Source organism: Donghicola eburneus, from assembly GCF_900115865.1.
GTDB lineage: Bacteria > Pseudomonadota > Alphaproteobacteria > Rhodobacterales > Rhodobacteraceae > Donghicola > Donghicola eburneus.
Genome location: NZ_FOXY01000005.1, coordinates 189695 through 208421, shown reverse-complemented (window position 1 = coordinate 208421; position 18727 = coordinate 189695). Strand labels below are relative to the sequence as shown.

Annotated in this window: 21 protein-coding genes; 8 read left to right on the top strand and 13 right to left on the bottom strand. The window is 60.3% G+C overall.

Annotation, left to right across the window (positions count from 1 at the left end):
- Nucleotides 1–89: 89 nt before the first annotated feature.
- Both BM225_RS10790 and BM225_RS10785 read right to left on the bottom strand, forming a co-directional pair.
- Nucleotides 90–1919: an ABCB family ABC transporter ATP-binding protein/permease gene (locus BM225_RS10790; RefSeq protein ID WP_092464359.1), complete on the bottom strand. Its 1830-nt coding sequence runs from the start codon at nt 1917–1919 to the stop codon at nt 90–92.
- A 67-nt stretch (nt 1920–1986) separates the two neighbouring features.
- Complete coding sequence (locus BM225_RS10785) at nt 1987–3279, bottom strand: LysM peptidoglycan-binding domain-containing protein (protein WP_072706629.1); 1293 nt, start codon at nt 3277–3279, stop codon at nt 1987–1989.
- A gap of 106 nt (nt 3280–3385) precedes the next feature.
- Between BM225_RS10785 and BM225_RS10780 the strand changes: the two genes are divergently transcribed.
- Nucleotides 3386–3952, top strand: a complete 567-nt coding sequence (locus BM225_RS10780) for an LOG family protein (RefSeq protein ID WP_072706630.1) — start codon at nt 3386–3388, stop codon at nt 3950–3952.
- On the opposite strand, the gene rarD is transcribed toward BM225_RS10780, so the two are convergent.
- From rarD to BM225_RS10735, 9 genes are all read right to left on the bottom strand, one after another.
- Nucleotides 3844–4773 (bottom strand): EamA family transporter RarD, encoded by a 930-nt coding sequence (gene rarD, locus BM225_RS10775; protein ID WP_072706631.1) that lies wholly within the window; start codon nt 4771–4773, stop codon nt 3844–3846. The two genes, BM225_RS10780 and rarD, sit on opposite strands and share 109 nt — an antisense overlap.
- 132 nt (nt 4774–4905) lie before the next feature.
- On the bottom strand, nt 4906–5358 hold the full coding sequence (locus BM225_RS10770; protein ID WP_072706632.1) for a host attachment family protein: 453 nt from the start codon (nt 5356–5358) through the stop codon (nt 4906–4908).
- Nucleotides 5358–5558, bottom strand: a complete 201-nt coding sequence (locus BM225_RS10765; RefSeq protein WP_072706633.1) for a hypothetical protein — start codon at nt 5556–5558, stop codon at nt 5358–5360. The genes BM225_RS10770 and BM225_RS10765 overlap by 1 nt, the downstream gene beginning before the upstream one ends.
- A 122-nt stretch (nt 5559–5680) precedes the next feature.
- Nucleotides 5681–6289, bottom strand: a complete 609-nt coding sequence (locus BM225_RS10760; RefSeq protein ID WP_072706634.1) for a superoxide dismutase — start codon at nt 6287–6289, stop codon at nt 5681–5683.
- A gap of 248 nt (nt 6290–6537) precedes the next feature.
- Nucleotides 6538–7107, bottom strand: coding sequence for a sarcosine oxidase subunit gamma (locus BM225_RS10755; RefSeq protein WP_072706635.1), 570 nt, complete (start codon nt 7105–7107; stop codon nt 6538–6540).
- The gene (locus BM225_RS10750; RefSeq protein ID WP_092464357.1) at nt 7100–10114 is read right to left on the bottom strand and encodes a sarcosine oxidase subunit alpha family protein; all 3015 of its coding nucleotides are present in this window, start codon (nt 10112–10114) and stop codon (nt 7100–7102) included. The genes BM225_RS10755 and BM225_RS10750 overlap by 8 nt, the downstream gene beginning before the upstream one ends.
- A gap of 63 nt (nt 10115–10177) precedes the next feature.
- On the bottom strand, nt 10178–10507 hold the full coding sequence (locus tag BM225_RS10745) for a sarcosine oxidase subunit delta (protein ID WP_072706637.1): 330 nt from the start codon (nt 10505–10507) through the stop codon (nt 10178–10180).
- Nucleotides 10508–10711: 204 nt separating this feature from the next.
- Nucleotides 10712–10963, bottom strand: coding sequence for a hypothetical protein (locus tag BM225_RS10740; RefSeq protein ID WP_072706638.1), 252 nt, complete (start codon nt 10961–10963; stop codon nt 10712–10714).
- A gap of 66 nt (nt 10964–11029) precedes the next feature.
- Complete coding sequence (locus tag BM225_RS10735; RefSeq protein WP_072706639.1) at nt 11030–12274, bottom strand: sarcosine oxidase subunit beta family protein; 1245 nt, start codon at nt 12272–12274, stop codon at nt 11030–11032.
- Nucleotides 12275–12474: 200 nt separating this feature from the next.
- On the opposite strand from BM225_RS10735, the gene ccmI reads away from it, so the two are divergent.
- The 7 genes from ccmI to aat all read left to right on the top strand — a co-directional run bounded on the left by ccmI (nt 12475) and on the right by aat (nt 17961).
- Complete coding sequence (ccmI, locus tag BM225_RS10730) at nt 12475–13707, top strand: c-type cytochrome biogenesis protein CcmI (RefSeq protein WP_072706640.1); 1233 nt, start codon at nt 12475–12477, stop codon at nt 13705–13707.
- On the top strand, nt 13704–14180 hold the full coding sequence (gene ruvX / locus BM225_RS10725) for a Holliday junction resolvase RuvX (RefSeq protein ID WP_072706641.1): 477 nt from the start codon (nt 13704–13706) through the stop codon (nt 14178–14180). The genes ccmI and ruvX overlap by 4 nt, the downstream gene beginning before the upstream one ends.
- Nucleotides 14177–14410 (top strand): DUF1289 domain-containing protein, encoded by a 234-nt coding sequence (locus BM225_RS10720; RefSeq protein ID WP_072706642.1) that lies wholly within the window; start codon nt 14177–14179, stop codon nt 14408–14410. Before ruvX ends, BM225_RS10720 begins: the two co-directional genes overlap by 4 nt.
- Nucleotides 14411–14536: 126 nt before the next feature.
- Entirely contained in the window at nt 14537–15151 is a 615-nt protein-coding gene (locus tag BM225_RS10715; protein ID WP_072706643.1) for a TetR family transcriptional regulator C-terminal domain-containing protein, read from the top strand.
- A 233-nt stretch (nt 15152–15384) separates the two neighbouring features.
- Complete coding sequence (gene accB / locus BM225_RS10710) at nt 15385–15879, top strand: acetyl-CoA carboxylase biotin carboxyl carrier protein (protein ID WP_072706644.1); 495 nt, start codon at nt 15385–15387, stop codon at nt 15877–15879.
- 9 nt (nt 15880–15888) lie between these two features.
- On the top strand, nt 15889–17235 hold the full coding sequence (accC, locus tag BM225_RS10705) for an acetyl-CoA carboxylase biotin carboxylase subunit (RefSeq protein WP_072706645.1): 1347 nt from the start codon (nt 15889–15891) through the stop codon (nt 17233–17235).
- A gap of 87 nt (nt 17236–17322) precedes the next feature.
- Nucleotides 17323–17961, top strand: coding sequence for a leucyl/phenylalanyl-tRNA--protein transferase (aat, locus tag BM225_RS10700; RefSeq protein ID WP_072706646.1), 639 nt, complete (start codon nt 17323–17325; stop codon nt 17959–17961).
- Here the strand turns inward: aat and BM225_RS10695 are convergent.
- Nucleotides 17898–18281 (bottom strand): DUF2155 domain-containing protein, encoded by a 384-nt coding sequence (locus BM225_RS10695; protein WP_245780457.1) that lies wholly within the window; start codon nt 18279–18281, stop codon nt 17898–17900. The two genes, aat and BM225_RS10695, sit on opposite strands and share 64 nt — an antisense overlap.
- Nucleotides 18278–18727 (bottom strand): outer membrane lipid asymmetry maintenance protein MlaD, encoded by a 450-nt coding sequence (mlaD, locus tag BM225_RS10690; RefSeq protein ID WP_072706647.1) that lies wholly within the window; start codon nt 18725–18727, stop codon nt 18278–18280. The genes BM225_RS10695 and mlaD overlap by 4 nt, the downstream gene beginning before the upstream one ends.

The window sequence follows — 18727 nt, the reverse complement described above, 5'->3', positions numbered from 1 at the left end:
TGCGCTGATTGCCGCAACCTGTGGGCGAAAGCCAACAAAAAGGGCGATCCGAAAAGGACCGCCCTAATTTCACCGGAGATGTGCCCGCGTCAGGCCGCGTCTTGTGCCTCGGCGGCTTGGCGGCGCCAGAGGCTGGCGTAACGCCCATCTTGGGCCAAGAGGTCATTTTGGGTCCCGCGCTCGACGATCTCGCCATCTTGCAGAACCACGATCAAATCCGCATCTGCAATCGTGGACAGACGGTGCGCGATTGTCAGCACGGTCCGCCCTTGGGCCGCGTGCACCAGAGCCTCTTGGATACCGCGCTCGGTCTCGGTGTCGAGCGCACTTGTCGCCTCGTCCAGCATCAGGATCGGCGGGTTCTTGAGCAGGGTCCGCGCAATGCCGACGCGCTGCTTTTCACCGCCAGATAGTTTTAGGCCCCGCTCACCCACCTGCGTGTCATACCCGTCAGGCAAGCGCAGGATGAATTCGTGGATCTGCGCGGCTTTGGCGGCTTCGACAATCTCAGCCTCCGAGGCGCCATCGCGACCGTAGGCGATGTTGTAACGGATGGTGTCGTTGAACAGCACCGTGTCCTGCGGCACCACGCCGATCGCGGCGTGAAGGCTGGCTTGAGTCACATCGCGCAGGTCTTGCCCGTCAATCCTGATGGCGCCACCGCTCACGTCGTAGAACCGAAACAACAAACGGCTGATCGTCGACTTGCCAGAGCCCGACGGGCCCACAATCGCGACGGTCTGCCCCGCGCTGATGGTCAAAGACACGCCCTTCAGCACCTCACGCTCTGGATCATAAGAAAACCGCACGTCGTCCAGCGTGATCTCGCCGCGGGTGACTTTCAGCTCTTTGGCGTCGGGCTTGTCGGTGACCTCGGACGGCTGATCCAGCAGGTTGAACATCTCTGCCATGTCCACAAGGCTCTGACGGATTTCGCGGTACACGGTCCCAAGGAATCCGAGCGGGCTGGTGATCTGGACCATATAGGCGTTCACCATGACGAAATCCCCCACGGTCAGATCGCCCCGCTGTACGCCCAAAGCGGCCAAGATCATCACCGCTGCCAAACCGACAGAGATGAAGAAGGACTGCCCAGAGTTCAGAAAGGCCAGCGAATAGCTCGTCTTGAGCGCGGCCTTCTGGTAGCCCGCCATGCTTTCATCGTATCGTGTCGCTTCGCGCTCTTCGGCGTTGAAATATTTGACAGTTTCGAAGTTCAGCAGACTGTCGATCGCCTTCTGGTTGGCGGTCGTGTCCTCTTTGTTCATTTGGCGGCGCAGCTTCACGCGCCACTCGGTCACGACAAAGGTAAAGGTGGTATAGGCCACCACGGTCCCCAGCACGATCAGCAGATACCACACATCAAACAGAACCATCAGCCAGATCGAAATCAGCAGCAGTTCGATGGTCAGCGGGCCGATCGACAAAAGGGTAAAGCGCAGCAGGAACTCGACGCCCTTGATGCCCCGCTCGATGATCCGCGACAGCCCGCCGGTCTTGCGCGTCAGGTGATAGCGCAGGGACAGGTTGTGGATGTGGCGAAAGGTTTCGTGGGCCAGTTTGCGCACCGCCCTCTGCCCGACAGGGGCAAAGAACACATCACGCAACTGCTGCAACGAGACGGTCAGGAACCGCGCCGTCGCGTAGATCACTGTCAGCGCCACCGCGCCCAAGGCAAAGCCCGCGATATCCGGAATTTCGCCATCCGGCGACAGGGTGTCCACGGCCAGCTTGTACATATAGGGCGACGCGGTCGCGACCAGCTTGGCAACCAAGAGCGACAGCAACGCCAGAACCACGCGGACGCGGATCCATTTGGGCTCCTTGGGCCAAAGATATGGGGCAACGCGGCGCAACACGCGCCAGCCGCCGCTACGTTCTTCGGCGGCGGTCGGATCGGTCTGGGTTTCGGGGGGCATTCGGGCTCCGCTCTAAGTCTGGGGCAGAGAATAGGTCAGCCCCCTGCCCTTGGCCAGTGCTTGCCCGTTAGTCCCGTGGCAAATCAAAGATTTGACCGGGGTAGATCAGGTCGGGGTTACGGATTTTGTCGCGGTTCGCTTCAAAGACACGCACATACAGCACGCCCTCGCCATAGGTATCCGCCGCAATGGCCCACAAAGTCGATCCGGGCACGACAGTCGCGGTCACAGCGCCGCTCGCATCGCGAGGCGCATCGGCCAGCACATCCTCGCTCTCGCGTCGGAAAGGCGTTTCCAGACGAGAGGCGACAGAGCCATCCTCGGCAATCTCATCCACGCGCAGAGTATAGTTCCCACTGTCGATCTCGGGCAGTTGGACGCGCCAGCTGCCGTTATCGTCAATAGCGCTGGTGATCACAGGCTCGTTGTCCACATAGACCCGCACATGACCGGCTCCGGTGCTGCGACCGGCAAGGTTCACGTCGCCTTCGGCGTCGTAGCTGATCACGTCCAGAGCCACCTGCTCCATCACCTCGGGGGCCGAGCCGCCCGGTTGCAGCACGCGCATCCCTTTGTCATCGGCCAGCAGAACAGTCGGCGCGCCGGGCGCGTCAGACGCGATCGGCAGGGGCGCTGGTGCTGCGGGCGCGTCGGGCGCGGTCATCGCTGTTTCGAGTTCGGGCTGTTCGGGCGCGCTACTCTCCGCCTCGGGCACGGGCAAGGCCGCGACGCCTTGCGCAGCATCCTCTTCGGCCGGCGCGGGCAAGGACACAGGCGCGAGGATAACGCGCTGGTTCCCTTGGGTGCCGTTGGTGTCACCGTCCCGATGGGCCAGTGTCAGCACGCGGGGGCGCGGTGCGGGCGGCAGATCAAGGAAGCTGACAAACTTGCCGTCTGCCCCCGCATCCGCTGTCGCAACGCGCGCGCCGTCCACCAGAATGGCCAGTTGCAGACCGGCAGGTGCGCGTCCAGCAACCAACGTGCTGCCGTTGGGCTCGACCCGCACCAGATCAAACTGGAGCGCGGGGTCAGAGGGTTCTGTTGCAGGGGTCGTGACATCGGCGCTTTCCGCCGTTGCGGTCGCCTCTTCCATGGCTTCGGGTGCGGCGCTGACCTCTGGCTCGGGCAAGGCTGCGACCACCGGAGCCTCTGCACTTTCAGCTGTTGAAGCGGTCTGTGCGGCGAGCTCTGTAAGCTCAACTTGAGACTCATCCGCGGCCATTTCAGCCGATTGCGCATCACCTGCTTCCCCATCAAGGAACGCAGGCACGTCCATCTCATCTGCAAAGAAGAAAATCGCCAGCGTCGCAAAGACCACACCGGTGCCAAAACCCATCAGAATTGTGCGTGTATTGGTCATTTTTCTGTGGTTTCCCCGCTTGTCGAAGCCATCACGACGTATTGATCGAGGATACCAACCCGCTTAAACGGGGTCTAGGCGAATTCCCGCCGAAGGAGAGCCACCCATGTCCTTGTTTTCCGTTTGTGTCTTTTGCGGCGCACGTTCAGGCAAAAACCCCGCATTTGAAAGCGCTGCCGACGCGATGGGCCGCGCCATCGCCGCTGAAAATTGGCGGTTGGTGTACGGTGCTGGCGACGTTGGCCTGATGGGCGTGGTCGCCCGCAGCGCCCAAACCGCAGGGGCGCAGACCTTTGGCGTGATCCCCGAGCACCTGATGAAATGGGAAGTCGGCAAGCGTGATCTGTCCCAGTTCATCGTCACGGAAAACATGCACGAGCGTAAGAAAGTGATGTTCATGAACTCGGACGCCGTGGTCGTTCTGCCGGGCGGCGCGGGGTCTCTGGACGAGTTTTTTGAAGTGCTCACATGGCGGCAACTGGAGCTGCACGCACGGCCCATTATTCTGGTGAACACCGACGGCTACTGGGGCCCCTTGGTGGACCTGCTGCAGCACGTGGTGGATCAGGGTTTCGCCGGCGCGTCGATGCTGGAATTCGTGACGGTGGTGGACACGGTCGAGGACGCGGTCTTGCGTCTGCGCGAGGCCGCCCGCGCCCCTGCGGTCGAGTAAATCGCCAGCGCCGTCCAGATCATCCCAAAGGCTATGGCGTACCAGATGCCAAAGGGCTCTTTGAACAACAGGACCGCGACCAGAAATTGCAGGGTCGGGTTCAGGTACTGCAGAATGCCAACCGTCGCCATCGGAATGCGGCGGCTGGCATAGCTGAACAGGATCAGCGGGAAACCCGTCAGCGGGCCCGAGAACAGCAGAAGCGCGGTCTGGTACGGGCTGTCCATATGCGTGCCGCCGATCCAAAGAACCGTCAGCGAGATCGGGATCAGCAGCACAACCTCTGCCGTCACACTGACGACAGGTCCGATGCTGAGAAGCTTCTTGAGCACCCCATAAAAGCCAAAACTAAAGGCAAGGATCAACGAAATCCACGGAGCCACGCCAAGCCCCCATGTCAGCAAGGACACCGCCCCCGCAGCCAGCGCCACAGCGACCATCTGCCATCCGTTCAGGCTCTCGGCAAAAAAGATGCGCCCAAGCAGAACCGCGACCAGCGGAAAGATGTAGTAGCCCAAGCTGGCTTGGGTCGCGTGGCCCGTGTTGACCGAATAAATAAAGAAAAACCAGTTGAGCGAGATCGTCAGCGACGCCCCCGCGATGACCAGCAGCGTTCGGCGATTACCAAGCGCGGCAGGCAACTGCGCAAAGCGGCCCTGTACGGACAGAACCAGCGCAAAGAACACCGCCGACCACAGGGTCCGGTGCGCGAGGATGGTCAGCGGCGGAACATCCGACAAAAGCTTGTAGAAGATCGAAGACAGCCCCCACACCACACAGGCCGAAATCATCGCTAGGATGCCGCGAACGGTCTGGGTCATGGCAGGCTCCTTGGGGTCGTCTGCCAGATGTCTGCGCCTCTGCCGCGCAGATTGCAATGGTGTCAAGCGGATGCACCTGTGCAAAGGTGCAGATGCGTTTGCGCCCCCTGTAGGTGGGGGCGCGACGCGGGATCAGGCCGCCAATTCCTGTTTGATCAACTCTTCGATCTTGTCGATCGGGTGGTTGGTCAGGGTTTTGGGGATTTCGGCAATCACTTTGTCACTGACCTCTTGGTGCATTTCCTTGCGCAGTTCGCCCAAGGTCTGCGGGGGCGCGACAACGACAATCTCGTCGAATTTGCCCTTGTGCGCCTGTTTGTACAAAATGTCGGCCATATCACTGGCAAAGCGCTCTTTGGCCAGTTCGTGCCAATCGGTGTCATCGACCGCCGACTTTTGGCCGGGACCACCGTCGTGCATGCGGCCAGGACGGTTTGCGGATTGCTCGCGATCCGATGGGTTTTCCTGTTCTTCGATCCGCACCACATTCAGATCGAGGTCCTGCGCATCAAGATCGTTGCGGAGGAACAAGGCCTTTTCGCCGTCTGCGATCAAAACCCATGCGCCGTTTTTCAACTTAGTCATTAGCTGTCCTCCTTTTCGTCTGCTTTGGTCACGCGGGTGTCGCCTGCGGGACGCTCGGTCGCGCGCTTCAGCTCGTCGCGGGTGCCAATGTCGCGCTGCAAGTTGCCGCCCTGTCGTCCCTGCTGATCCATCTCTCCCTCAGCGCCCATCACCTTATCGGTGTCTCGGCTGCCGTCTTTCGATCTGACGCGTTCGGCCATAACATCCTCCTGTGCATTGATTTCATTAAGAAAACGCAAGAGGCGCCTAAAAGTTCCCCCAAAAGAAAACGCCCCGCGGAAAACCGCAGGGCGTCCAGAAATTCGCGTTGCGCGGGAAAGCCTTAGGCTTTCGACAGGCGCTCTGCCACGTTTTCCCAGTTGACCAGTTTCTCGAGGAAGTTGGTCAGGTACGCGGGACGCTTGTTGCGGAAGTCGATGTAGTAGCTGTGCTCCCACACGTCGCAACCCAGCAGTGCAGTCTGGCCGAAGCAGACGGGGTTCACGCCGTTCTCGGTTTTGGTGACCTTCAGGGTGCCATCGGTGTCGACGACCAGCCATGCCCAACCCGAACCGAACTGGCCCGCGCCAGCTGCCGAGAAGTCTTCTTTGAATTTGTCGACCGAGCCGAACGCGTCAACGATGCGGGCTTCCAGCTCCGACGGCATTGCGTCGCCTTTGGGGCCCATCATTTCCCAGAACTGCATGTGGTTCCAGTGCTGCGACGCGTTGTTGAAGATGCCGTTCTGGGCAACTGCGTCCGCGTTGTAGGTGCCTTTGATGATCTCTTCCAGCGACTTGTCCGCCCACTCGGTGCCGTCGATCAGCTTGTTGCCGTTGTCGACGTAGGCCTTGTGGTGGATGTCGTGGTGAAACTCCAGCGTTTCCTTCGACATGCCCAGATCTGCCAGAGCGTCGTGGGCGTAGGGAAGTGCGGGAAGTTCGAAAGCCATAGTAGCCCCCTTGAATTCGTGTGAAATTAATATGCCTCTTAGGTGATCCGACACAGGCCTCACGTCAAGCCTGAGTTTGAATTTCCCACCAGAGAGTCGTCAAACAAACGGTCTGATGGCTCTGTTGTTCCGCATATCCTGCGGAAAATCATCAGATATTCTGTGCACCCCGTCACATTGGACCTACGCATAAGAAAACCCTGCCCAATCTCTCGGGCAGGGTTTGTCTGTCTCGTCCAAAATAGATCTTAGAAGTAGCCGACTTCGCCGCCCTTGGCTGCCGAAACGCTCAGCAGTTTAAAGGCGTAATCCCCAACCGAGCGGAAGCAGATCAGGCGGAAGCTGTCGTCACCGGCCATCCAGAACGCGGCCGCGACCTGAGCGATACGGGTACGGCGCAGATCACCAGTGGTGAAGGCCTCGGGGGACATGTCCACGGGGGCGACCTTGGCGATCACTTCGCGTGCCCCTGCCCCGTCGATGCCAAACACTGCGCGGGCGTCCGACACGTTCACGGCCAAGAAGTGCGAGCCAGCAAGAGTGCTGTTCAACTCGTCCACTTTGTCGACAACTTGGGCATAGGGCACGAACACCATCAGTTCGTCCGGCGACATCCATGCGATGCCCCCTTCCAGACCGCCAACCATCTTGCGGACCTCTGGCAGCGCGTCGACGCCCGCCACCGCGCAGAGCGCTTTGGCCAGATCGGCGTTCGACAGATCACCGCGGACGGTGATCATGCCATGCAGGCCCAGTTCAGAGACGCGGCAGAACCCTTCGGTGTTCGCGCCGGCCAATACGCTGATTGCTTCAGACATTCTGCTTTTCCCCTTCTTTGTCGTACCAGACAGGGTCAACGATTTTCGCCATAACGGTCGAGCCGTCAGTTTTCGCGAATTCTACCAGTTCGCCCATACGCTCGGGTCCGTGCTTGACCAGACCCATCGCGATGCCGCGGCCCAAGGTGGGCGAGTAGTAGGTCGAGGTCACGCGTCCGATCATGGTGCGCTGGCCGTTCTCGTTGTGGCCGTGGACCACAGCGTAGGCGCCATCGGGCAGCACGCTGCCATCGACGGTTTCCAGACCCACCAGACGCCACCGATCTTCGGAGGCAAGGAAGGTGCGCTGCTGACCGCGTTTGCCGATGAAGTCCTCTTTCTTTTTCGAGATCGCCCAATTCAGCCCCAGATCCTGCGGGATCACGGTGCCATCGGTTTCGTCCCCGATCATGATAAAGCCCTTCTCGGCGCGCATGACGTGCAGACATTCGGTACCGTAGGGCATGACGCCATGCTCTTCGCCAGCTTCCATCAGCGCATCCCAGAAGGCGCGACCTTGGCTTGCAGGCACCGCGATCTCGTAGGACAGTTCACCCGAGAACGAGATGCGGAAGATGCGGGCATCAAAGCCACCCAGCTTGCCTTGGGTCCACTCCATGAACTTGAGCGCGTCTTTGGACACGTCCATGCCACCCAGCTTTTCCAGAACTTTGCGGGCTTTGGGGCCTACAACAGCAATCTGTGCGTACTGTTCGGTGACATCGGCGGTGTAGACTTTCATGTCCCACCACTCGGTCTGCAACCACTCTTCCATGTGGGCATGGGTGTGCGCCGCGCCGCCAGAGGTGGTGTGCACAAGGAAGGTTTCCTCGTCCAAACGAGCCACAACGCCGTCGTCCATCAGGAAGCCGTTCTCGTTGCACATCAGGCCGTAGCGGCATTTGCCCGGCTTCAGAGTGCTCATCATGTTGGTATACATGAGGTCGAGGAACTTGGCCGCATCGGGCCCCTTGACGATGATCTTACCCAGTGTCGAGGCATCCAGCAGACCCACATTGGTGCGGGTGTTGGTGATCTCGCGGTTCACTGCCTGCTCGTGAGTCTCGGACCCACGGGGGAAGGTATAGGGACGACGCCAATGGCCGACGGGCTCCATGTAGGCGCCGTTGTCGATGTGCCACTGCTGGATCGGGGTGTGACGGATCGGCTGGAAGATTTCGCCGCGTGCCTCGCCACCGATCGAACCCATCGAGATGGGGGTGTACGGCGGACGGAAGGTGGTGGTGCCCACCTGCGGAATCTCTGCATCCAATGTATCAGCAAGGATCGCCAATCCGTTGATGTTGCTGAGTTTTCCCTGATCTGTCGCCATACCCAGCGTAGTGTAACGCTTGGTGTGCTCCACGCTCTCGTAGCCTTCGCGGGCAGCCAGCTGGACGTCCGACACTTTGACGTCGTTCTGGTAGTCCAGCCACATCTTCATGCGCAGGTTATAGACTGCGTCCGAGGGCATCATCCACACAGGCTGCATCGGCTTTTCGTCGCGCGCGTCACCTACCGGAGCGGGAGTCGAGGCGGCGCTGAAGCCAGCAGCTTCGGCAGCCTTCTTGCCTGCGGCATCCGCGTCGGACAGAACTTCGCCAAGGCCGAGTGGGCCAGAGGCACTGCCTGCGGTGATCACGAACGGTTTGCCCTCTTGGTTGGTGGGCGCGCGGTCGGGATCGGGTTTGAAGTGGCTTTCGACCTCGTCCCAAACCAGCTTGCCACCGCAGTGCGACCACAGGTGCACAACAGGCGACCAACCGCCGGACATGGCAACCGCGTCACACTTGATCGTTTCAATCACAGCGCCGCCGTTGCCCTGCATCCGGCAGAGTTCAACGCCTTCGACGCGCTTGCCACCTTTGACTTTGGCGATCGCCTTGCCGGGCTCGACGCGAATGCCAGCCTTGCGGGCTGCATCGGCCAGAGCGCCTGCGCCGTCTTCACGGGCATCAATGACCGCGGGCACGTCGACACCCAGCTCTTTGAGCTTGAGCGCGGTGCGGTAGCCATCGTCATTGTTAGTGACGACCACGGTTTTCTGACCCACGGCGACACCGTAGTTGACCGCGTAGTCACGGACAGCGCTTGCCAGCATGACACCGGGGATGTCGTTGCCCGCAAAGCTGATGGGGCGTTCAATCGCACCAGTCGCAGTCACGATCTGCTTGGCGCGGATGCGCCACAAACGGTGACGGGGGGCGTCCAGCTCGGGCGCGTGGTCTTTGACCCGCTCGTAGCCCAACAGGTAGCCGTGGTCATAGACCCCTACCCCCATCATGCGGCGACGAACAGTGACGTTGGGCATCTCGTCCAGACGGGCCAGAGCGCCAGCGATCCATGTCTCGGCTTCGATGCCATCGATCGTGCCGCCGTCTACAGGAGCGCGGCCACCAAAATGCGCGGTCTGTTCCATCAGCAGAACCTTGGCACCAGCTTCGCCAGCGGCCAAAGCCGCCTGAAGGCCTGCCACACCGCCGCCGATCACAGCAACATCGACATAAGCATAGAAGTGCTCGTAGCGGTCGCCGTCGGTGTCCTTGGGCGCCTTACCCAGACCCGCGGACTGGCGGATGAAGGGCTCGTAGACGTATTTCCACAGCGGACGCGGGTGGATGAACATCTTGTAGTAGAAGCCAGCAGTCAGGTAGTTCGCGAACAAACCATTCACCGCGCCGATGTCGAAATCGAGCGATGGCCAGTGGTTCTGGCTGGTCGCGGACAGACCGTCAAAGAGTTCGGTCGTGGTGGTGCGCTGGTTCGGCTCGAACGTGTTGCCAGAGCCGAGGTTCACCAGAGCGTTCGGCTCTTCGGCGCCCGAGGCCACGATCCCGCGGGGACGGTGGTACTTGAACGACCGGCCGACCATCATCTGGTCGTTGGCCAGCAGCGCAGATGCCAGCGTATCGCCCGCGTGGCCCTGCATCTTCTTGCCGTTAAACGTGAACGCGACAGATTTCGAGGTGTCGACCAAACGGCCTGCCTTGGAAAGTCGGGTGCTCATTCTCTCAGACCTCGCTTTTGCCGGAGAACGGGGGGATTTGAGTATTTACGCAAAGCAGAAAGGTCATTCGAACTCTCTCCACTTAAAGCCGGGGCGCGCTGCGCGGATGGTCTCGAGCAATTCTGCGGGCGGCACCGAGGTTTGGGCGGTGTAGGTGCCAAAGACCTCGAGCGTGACGGTGCAGCGGGCGGCGTGGAACCACTTGCCGCAGCCGTTCGCGTGGCGCCAGCGTTCGAAATGCACGCCTTTGGGGTTTTCGCGCATGAACATGTAGGTTTCGAAATCCGCGTCAGACGAGCCCGGTCCGAAACGTTTCAGATGGGCCTCGCCGCCAGCGGAGAGTTCGGTTTCCTCGGCCATGACGCCGCAATAGGGGCACTGGAGTGTCAGCATGAGGCCAATCCTTTTGCACGGAAAGAGGTGGGAATTGCGCACGAGAAAGACCGCAGGGCACGAGAAACGTGCTGCGGAGCGGCTGTGCGAATTGTTCGGGAATAAATGTCGCCGCCCCCCTGAGGTAAGTCGGAAAGCGGGGTGCGGCGACGGTATGCTTCGGCCATTCGATCTTTGAACGACCGGCCGAAAGGCAAGTCGGTGTTATTGGCCGGTAACGTCTTCGGCTGCGTCATCAACGGCGTTGGCCGCGCCTTCGAGCGCTTCGCCAGCCTGTTCAGCTGCGGGGCCTGCGCCTTCGATACTGATGCTGATGTCGTCGTCTTGGCCGAAATCCATACCGCTATACAGCGCGAAACCAAGGACAACGACTGCGACGACGAGCGCGCCGACGATGAACGCGAGAACGCTGTTCGAGCTGTTGCCTGTTCCGGTGTTGCTGTCGTGGGCAGCCATGATTTCGCTCCTGTGTAATGGTCAGTTACACAGCAAACGCCGGATATGCGAAAAAGGTTCCGCATCTTAGTGCGCCACACCAGCAGCCACGGATTCGTCGATGAAGCGGCCTTCTTTGAAGCGGTCCACGGAGAATTCGTTTGCCAGCGGCGAGTAGCCCTTGGCCATCAGCTCTGCCATCGCCCAACCGGAGCCGGGGATCGCCTTGAAGCCACCTGTGCCCCAACCGCAGTTGATAAAGCAGTTTTCCAGTGGCGTTTTCGAAATGATGGGCGAGCGGTCGCCGGTCATGTCCACGATCCCGCCCCACTGACGCAGCATCTTCAGGCGGCTGATCATCGGGAATGTTTCGACCAGAGCGCGCACGGTTTCCTCGATGTGGTGGAAGCTGCCGCGCTGGGTGTAGTTGTTGAAGCTGTCGGTGCCCCCGCCGATCACCATCTCGCCCTTGTCGGACTGAGACATGTAACCGTGAACGGTGTTCGCCATAACGACCACGTCCATGCAGGGTTTGATGGGTTCGGAAACCAGAGCCTGCAGCGCCGCCGATTCAATCGGCAGACGGAAGCCCGCCATATCGGCCAGAACGCCCGAGTGACCCGCGACCACAATGCCAAGCTTGTTACAGTCGATAGAGCCCTTGGTCGTCTCGACCCCGACCACACGGCCGGCCACGCGGCGCACGCCGGTCACTTCGCATTTCTGGATAATATCCATGCCCATGTCAGAGCACGCACGCGCATAGCCCCACGCCACAGCATCGTGACGCGCGGTACCGCCGCGTTTCTGCAAGAGACCACCCAGAACAGGGTAGCGCGGGCCGTCAATGTTGATGATCGGCACGATTTCTTTGACCTTTTCGGGGCCAATGAATTCGGTCTTCACGCCCTGCAGCGCGTTGGCATGAGCGGTGCGCTGATAGCCGCGGACCTCGTGATGGGTCTGGGCCAGCATGATGACACCACGCGGGCTAAACATGACGTTGTAGTTCAAGTCCTGCGACAAAGTCTCGTACAGGTCGCGCGCCTTTTCATAGATCGCGGCGGACGGATCCTGCAGGTAGTTCGAGCGGATGATGGTGGTGTTCCGGCCGGTGTTGCCGCCGCCAAGCCATCCCTTCTCGATGATGGCAACGTTTGTGATGCCAAAATTCTTGCCCAGGTAATAGGCCGTCGCCAAACCGTGGCCGCCCGCGCCTACGATGATGACATCGTAGGATTTTTTGGGCTCGGGCGAACGCCATGCGCGCTCCCAGCCACTATGATAACGTTGTGCCTCTCGGGCAACCGCGAAGACGGAATAGCGTTTCATCAGACTCGAATCCGTAGGTGTGTCAGTTCATGATCCGTCATGGACCTGTCGCAATTCTGGACCGCCTCTCTCAGCGTCACAATACCGACTGGATGCGACATGAGGCCGTGGCGGCCTGCGACATACCATGGTTATGGCGCGATTTTGACTTTTTCCAAGAGCCATTCCTGCCTAAATAGCGGTCAGACTTGGGAGACGACATGACATTCTGGATCATCACACTCGGCCTGGCTGCAATGGTTGCGGCGCTGCTCGTTCTGGCACTCATCCGAGGCAAGGCGGGCGCTGAACCCCCTGCGGCCTATGACCTGAAGGTCTATCGCGACCAGATGGCCGAGGTGGAGCGCGATTCTGCGCGCGGCGTGATCGCCCCCGAAGAGGTCGAGCGCCTGAAAGCCGAAATTGGACGCCGGATTCTTGCAGCCGATGCCAAATTGCAGGAACAACAGTCCGGAGCGGGCCAGCCAAAATCCGCGACTTTGGCCATGGCGGCGATCGTCGGCGTCTTTCTGCTGGGGGGCGCTTGGTGGATGTACAACCACTATGGCGCGTTTGGATATGGTGATCTGGCGCTGAAAGACCGGATCGAGATGGCCGAAGAGCGCCGCGCAGATCGTCCTACTCAGGCGCAGGCCGAGGCGGAACTGCCGCCAATGCCGAACCCCGACCGCGACCCCAAATATCTGGAACTGGTCGAAAAATTGCGCGCCGCAGTCGAGCAGCGCCCCGACGATCTGCAAGGCCAAGCCCTGCTCGTGCGCAACGAAGCTGTCTTGGGCAACTTTGCCCGCGCCCACGCTGCACAAGCCCGCGTTCTAGAGATCAAGGGCGACGAGGCAACCGCGACCGACTACGCGGATTATGCGGACGTCCTGATCCTTGCCGCCGGCGGCTACGTCAGTCCCGAGGCTGAAACCGCTCTGAAGCAAGCCCTGTCTCGCGATCCCAAGAACGGCACCGCTCTGTATTACTGGGGCCTGATGCTGACCCAGAACGATCGCCCTGATCAGGCCTTTGGCATTTGGCGCAGCCTGCTGCGTCAGGGGCCCGACGATGCGGCGTGGATTCCGCCAATTCGCGCGCAGATCGAAGAAATCGCTATGCGTGCTGGTGTCGAATACACCCTGCCCCCCGTTGCTGACGGGCCAATGCTGCCCGGCCCCAGCGCAGAGGATATGCAGAACGCCGCCGAACTCTCTGACGAAGATCGTCAAAACATGATCCGCGGCATGGTCGCCAACCTGTCAGAGCGCCTTGCTACCGAGGGCGGGACCGCCCCCGAATGGGCGCGCCTGATCAATGCTTATGGTGTTCTTGGTGAACAGGACCGCGCCGCCGCCATCTGGGCCGAAGCCCAAGGCCGTTTCGCCGAACGCCCCGATGAACTGGCCGCCATCCGCGCCGCCGCAGAGCAAGCAGGGGTCGCACAGTGATCTACGAAAACATCGCGGAATTTGCCGGCGCCTGCCCGCCCATGACTGCCTTGGCGGGACTGGATTTCGGGGACAAAACCATCGGTGTTGCCGTTTCGGACACTTTCCGTGGCGTGGCGACCCCGCTGGAAACCATCCGCCGCAAGAAGTTCGGTGTCGATGCAGAAGCATTGCTGGCCATTCTGAACAAGCGCAATATCTCTGGCATCGTGCTGGGGCTGCCGCGCAACATGGATGGCACCGAAGGCCCACGCTGCCAAAAAACCCGCGCCTTTGCGCGCAACCTAACAAAACTGACCAACTTGCCGATCACATTCTGGGACGAACGCTTGTCCACAGTGGCCGCCGAGCGCGCGCTACTCGAGGCTGACACGTCCCGCCGCCGCCGCGCCGAGGTGATCGACCACGTGGCGGCCAGTTACATCCTTCAGGGCGCGCTGGATCGCCTTGGCCATCTTGGGAGAGCGGATTGACCGACGACATCTGGAAACGGGACGAAATCGAAAGTCCCTGCGTCAAAATCTGTGTGATTCACCCAGAAACCAAACTGTGCACCGGCTGCTTGCGTTCGCTGGATGAAATCGGCGCTTGGTCACGGATGACACCCGAAGTGCGCCGCCAGATTATGGGCGAACTTCCGGCGCGCGCAGACCTACACAAACAGCGCCGTGGCGGGCGCGCCGCGCGGCTCAAACGCGCCTGATTTTCGAAAATTCTTCGAAATTCCATATGCCATGGGGCGACTTGCCTAATATTCAGTCGCCCTTACGGCGGTTGGGCGGCATTTCCGTTCTTTACAAGCTGTTGTCACGCATCTTACTTACCCAACATGACGCAGCGCAAACCCATGACCCGCATCCAACGCAAGAACACCGAAGCGATTCTCGAGGCCGCTTTGGTCATGTTCTCGCAATACGGGTTCCGTGGCAGCACTCTGGATCAAATCGCCAAGGCTGCAGGCCTGTCGAAACCCAACCTGCTCTATTACTTCAAAAGCAAAGAAGCGATCTTTACCGAGGTGCTCGAAGGGCTGCTGGACAACTGGCTCGATCCCCTGCGTGAGATGAAGGAAGACGGCGACGCGATCGAAGAAATCTTGGCCTATATGAAGCGCAAACTTCAGATGAGCCGCGACTTCCCGCGCGAAAGCCGCCTCTTTGCGAACGAGATCATTCAAGGCGCCCCGCGCATGATGCACGCCATCGAAGGCGAGCTCAAAGAGCTGGTCGACGAAAAGGTCAAGATCATCCGCAAGTGGAGTGCCGATGGCCGCATCGCCGAGATCGATCCATACCACCTGATCTTCTCGATCTGGTCGCTGACCCAGCACTACGCGGACTTTGACGTGCAGGTCCGCGCCATCCTGCGCGAAGACACCGACGAGATTTTCGACGAGGCCGAGAGCTATTTGACCACCCTCTTTACACGGATGCTGACGCCCTGAACACGCGCCCTTCGGGCAGGAAAGTTGCCCCGCCTCGATAGGTTTTGAATTTATCTATCATCCAGGGTCATTTTATAGATAATCTATTCGCGTTATAGGCGAAACCCGTCTTTTCCGGCCCTGAAACAGTGATCCGAAGCTTTTCACGCATTCTTAGACCGCGTATAAGCCGTTCAAATTCGTGACCCGCTTCCGGCCACTCCGGTGCGGGATATCCACCTATCGAGGACGGTATGAGCAAAACAAACCACGACGCAGATGTCGCCTTCATTCAGGCTCTTGCAGAGCTGCTGCGCGAAAACGATCTGACCGAACTGCAGGTCAAGCGTGAATACGCCGAGGATGATAGTCTTGATGTGCGCGTGTCGCGCGCAGCCCCTGTCGCGGCCCCTGCCCCTGTCCAATACGCTGCTGCCCCCGCCGCTCCGGCACCTGCTGCTGCCCCTGCACCCGCCGCTGCCGAAGCACCCGCAAGCGACAATCCCGCCGACCACCCCGGCGCTGTGACCTCGCCCATGGTTGGCACCATCTACCTGCAGGCAGAGCCCGGCGCACCGGCGTTCATCTCTGTCGGCGCACAGGTCAAAGAGGGTGACACCATCGTCATCATCGAAGCGATGAAGACCATGAACCACATCCCCGCGCCCAAGTCGGGCACCGTCAAGCGTATCCTCGTCGAAGACGGCTCGGCAGTAGAGTACGGCGCACCGCTCGTTATCATCGAGTGAGGCTGACCCATGTTCGATAAAATTCTGATCGCGAACCGGGGCGAAATCGCGCTGCGCGTCATCCGCGCCTGCCGCGAGATGGGCATCGCCTCTGTCGCGGTCCACTCGACCGCAGACGCCAACGCCATGCATGTGCGCATGGCGGACGAGGCTGTCTGCATCGGCCCCAATTCTAGCACTGACAGCTACCTGTCCTTCCCCGCGATCATCGCGGCCTGTGAAGTGACCGGCGCGCAGGCGATCCATCCGGGCTATGGCTTCCTGTCGGAAAACCAGAACTTCGTGCAGATCGTCGAGGATCACGGCATCACCTTTATCGGCCCCTCGGCCGAGCACATCAGCCAGATGGGCGACAAGATCACCGCCAAGGAAACGGCTGAAAAGCTGGGGATCCCCGTGGTGCCCGGCTCTGCTGGCGGCGTTCCCACCGTGGAAGACGCCAAGAAGGTCGCCGCTGACATGGGCTACCCTGTCATCATCAAGGCGACCGCCGGTGGCGGTGGCCGCGGTATGAAGGTGGCTCTGAACGAGCAAGAGATCGAGAATTCGTTCCGCACCGCGCGGTCCGAGGCGAAAGCGGCGTTCGGCAACGACGAAGTCTACATCGAGAAGTACCTGCAAAAGCCCCGCCACATCGAAATTCAGGTGTTCGGCGATGGTCAGGGCAACGGTGTGCACTTGGGCGAGCGCGACTGCTCGCTGCAGCGTCGTCACCAGAAAGTACTCGAAGAGGCCCCCGGCCCCTGCATCACCGAAGAAGAGCGCGCGCGCATCGGTAAAATCTGTGCCGACGCCATCGGCGCAATGAACTACCGCGGCGCAGGCACCATCGAGTTCCTGTACGAGAACGGTGAGTTCTACTTCATCGAGATGAACACACGTCTGCAGGTGGAACACCCTGTGACCGAAGCCATCTTTGGCGTCGATCTGGTGCGCGAACAGATTCGCGTCGCGGCGGGTCAGAAGCTGTCGTTCACTCAGGACGAGTTGCAGATCAACGGTCACGCCATCGAGGTTCGCATTAACGCAGAGCGTCTGCCGAACTTTGCGCCTTGCCCCGGCAAGATCACCCAGTACCATGCCCCCGGAGGTCTGGGTGTGCGGATGGACAGCGCGCTCTATCAGGGCTACTCGATTCCGCCCTACTACGACAGCTTGATCGGCAAACTGATCGTGCATGGCCGCGACCGGACCGAGGCTTTGGCCCGTCTGAACCGCGCCTTGGGCGAGTTGATTGTGGATGGCGTCGACACCACCGTGCCCCTGTTCCACGCGCTGCTCGCGGAAAAGGATATTCACACCGGTGACTACGACATCCACTGGTTGGAAAAGTGGCTGGCCGCGAATTTCGGCTGATCTTTCAGGCCGCTAGACACAATTTCCAAGGGCAGGCCATCGCGCCTGCCCTTGCGCATTCCGGCGGGCGGATTAGGATTATTCTCTATGACGATCACGCCGGAACTCCTCTTGAATGCCTATGCCGCAGGTGTCTTTCCCATGTCGGAGGGCCGCGATGATCCCGACCTATTTTGGGTCGATCCCAAGCTGCGTGGCATCATTCCCCTAGACGGTTTTCACATCTCGCGCAGCCTTGCACGGCGGATCAAACGTGGCGGATATTCGGTATCCATCAACGGAAATTATCGCGGCGTGATGGAGGCCTGTGCAGAACGTTCAGAGACGTGGATCAACGCGGAGATCCTGGCTCTGTACACCAAGCTTCACGAGATCGGATATGGCCATTCTCTCGAAATCTGGTCCGAAGACGGAGAGCTGATTGGCGGGGTCTATGGCCTTGCCCTTGGCACTGCCTATTTCGGAGAGAGCATGTTCTCGCGCCGGACCGACGCGTCAAAACTGGCGCTCGCGTGGCTGGTGGACCACCTGCGCCGTGCGGGCTTTACCCTGTTTGACACGCAGTTCCTGACGCCGCATTTGGCCAGCCTTGGGGCGATAGAGATTCCTCGCGCCGAGTATCACGCAAGGCTGTCGAACGCGCTGGAAAATGTTGCTGATATTTACTCTGTCCCGCTCGAAGACGATCCGTCTGCTGTGGTGCAACGCAATACCCAGACGTCATAGCGGGCGTGGTCCACTGGGTTCAGCGCTGGCGATGACGCGACCATCCAGCCCTGAAAAACAGAGGCACCGTCCTGTTCGGCAATCGACAAAAATGCATAGCCTTCGCCAGCCGGATCATCCGGCGGGTAGCGACATTCACCGAGCGCGATAGTCACGCGCCCTAGACGCGCGTATCCGCCGGTTTCAATTTCCAGATCAGTGACGGCGCCGGTGATTTTATCCAAGCCACGCAACAACGCGCCGGTGCCGCGCGTTGTCGCTTCTTGAGCTGCCGCAGGCAGCGAAACGGCCATCAACAAAGCTGCGGCGTACCGGATCACTCGGAGCCCCCGGACACGAACTTCATCATCAGCGATACAAGGCTGATCGCGCTCTGCGTATCCTCGATCTCGTCCCCAGCAGCAAGGTTATCGAGCGAGCCGCCAGGCACAATCTCGATGTAGTTGCCCCCGAGCAAACCCTCGGACGCGACGGTAATCGCACTGTCATAGGGCAGTTCGATCCCGTTCTGGATCTGGATTTCGGTCTCGGCGCGGAACGTGGTCGGATTCAGCTCCATGTCGCTGACGGTGCCGATTTTCACACCGGCCAAACGCACGTCGGTCCCGAGGGTGATGCCCTCGGCCGAGCGGAAGCTCGCAGTCAGCGGATAGGTCGCAGACTGTCCTAGCGACAGGCCAGCCACCTGCCCTGCATACACCACAAACCCGATGGCGAGCGCCATAACAGCGCCGCCGACCAGTACTTCGGTACGGTTCTCAGCCAT